Origin of the sequence: Fuscovulum blasticum DSM 2131 (assembly GCF_003034965.1) — a bacterium.
GTDB classification, from domain to species: Bacteria; Pseudomonadota; Alphaproteobacteria; order Rhodobacterales; family Rhodobacteraceae; genus Pseudogemmobacter; species Pseudogemmobacter blasticus.
The window spans coordinates 1-1,327 of sequence record NZ_PZKE01000052.1 but is presented as its reverse complement, the minus strand read 5'-3'; the positions used below and the strand labels follow the sequence as shown (position 1 = coordinate 1,327).

Below are 1,327 nucleotides of genomic sequence, written 5' to 3'. Positions count from 1 at the left end.
GATTTCGTCACCTTCATGATGGACCCGATCGTCAACCAGGCGGCGAAGCTGCGCTTCATGCTGGGGGGCAAGGTATCGGTTCCGGTGGTGTTCCGCGGGCCGCAGGGCGGTGGCATCCGGCTGGCGGCGCAACATTCCCAATCGCTTGAGGCCTGGTTCGCGCATGTTCCGGGGCTGACGGTGCTGGCCCCCTCGACCCCCTATGACGCAAAGGGGCTGTTGATCGCGGCAATCCGGGATGACAATCCGGTGGTCTTCCTGGAACACAAGCTGCTTTATCTGGGCGGCGCGGCCCCGGTGCCCGAAGCCCCGTATGAGATCGAGATCGGCAAGGCCGACATCAAGCGCGAAGGCACCGACATCACCATCATCGCGACGCTTGCCATGGTGGAACGCGCCCTTTCCGCCGCCGATACGCTGGCCCGCGAAGGCATCAGCGCCGAGGTGATCGACCCGCGCAGCCTGCGTCCGCTGGATATGGATTGCTTCATCCGTTCCGTGAAGAAGACCAGCCGTTGCCTTGTTGTCCACGAGGCCTGGCGCACCGGCGGACTGGGCGGCGAGATTGCCGCCCAGATCACCGAAGAGGCGTTCGATTGGCTGGATGCCCCGGTTGAACGGCTGGGCGCGGCCGAACTGCCGATGCCCTATAACGACCGGCTTGAACGCGAGGTGATGCCAAGTGCCGCCGCGATTGCCGAGGCCGCGCGGCGCATCTGCCACCGCGATCGCGGCACGGAGGTTTAAGCCATGGCCGTTGAAATCCTGATGCCGGCGCTGTCCCCTTCCATGGTCGCGGGCAAGCTGGTCTGCTGGCATGTGGCGCCGGGGACGCCGGTCAAGAAGGGCGATGTCCTGGCAGAGCTGGAAACAGACAAGGCCGCGCTGGACATCGAATCCCCCGCCGATGGCGTGCTGGAGCGGATTCTGATCGAAGGCGGCACCCCGGATGTGCCGGTCCAGACGGTGATCGGGCTGATCGGCGATGGCAAATCCGCCGCCCCGCCGGCGGTGGCAGGCGCTGCCCCGGCGCCGACCGGGCAACAGGCTGCACCCGCCCCTGCGGCGCCCGGGGCGGATGAACCGCCGCGTCGCATCTCGCCCCTGGCACGCCGCATTGCGCGGGATCTGGGGGTGGAAACCGATGGTCTGCGGGGCAGCGGGCCGAAGGGGCGCATCATCGCCGCCGACATCCGCGAAGCGGCGGTGCGGGTTGCCGCCCCGGCGCCGGTGGCCGCGGTGGCGGCTGCCGCCCCGGTAGCCGCACCGCCAGCAGCCACCCCCCCGCTGACCGCGGGCACAGAGCTTGAGCCGCATGGCGCCATGC

General features: G+C 68.7%; 2 protein-coding genes. Both read left to right on the top strand.

Features of this window, described 5'->3' with window-relative positions:
* On the top strand, positions 1-747 hold a 747-nt coding region (locus tag C5F44_RS17620; protein WP_328588520.1), incomplete at its 5' end, for an alpha-ketoacid dehydrogenase subunit beta.
* 3 nt (positions 748-750) lie between these two features.
* Positions 751-1,327 (top strand): biotin/lipoyl-containing protein (locus tag C5F44_RS17615; RefSeq protein WP_146161991.1); only part of this gene is annotated, 577 nt, incomplete at its 3' end.